Annotated in this window: 1 pseudogene; it reads right to left on the bottom strand. The window is 76.7% G+C overall.

What is annotated here, in order from left to right:
* Positions 1–253, bottom strand: a pseudogene (locus HO151_RS06515) (hypothetical protein); the annotation flags it as partial.

Below are 253 nucleotides of genomic sequence, written 5' to 3'. Positions count from 1 at the left end.
TGCCGTTGCCGTCCTTGCCGTTGCCGTCCTTGCCGTTGCCGCCTTGGTCCGTGTTGCCGCGGTGGTCCCGGTTCCCGAGGACGCCCTCGCAGTACTTCCGCACCTGCCCGGCCCCGTGCGCCGCGTCCTCCAGGGTGCGTCTGCGCCCCGGGTCGAGGTCCTTGCCGTCGCGGTGGTCGCGGCAGGCCGAGGCGAGCCCCGTCCACCGCTGCGCCGGGCGGTTCCCGCGCTCCTCGCCGCCGGAGCCGGGCCG

The sequence above is a fragment of the Streptomyces sp. 8P21H-1 genome (genome assembly GCF_013302945.1).
This window is presented reverse-complemented; position numbering and strand designations above follow the sequence as displayed.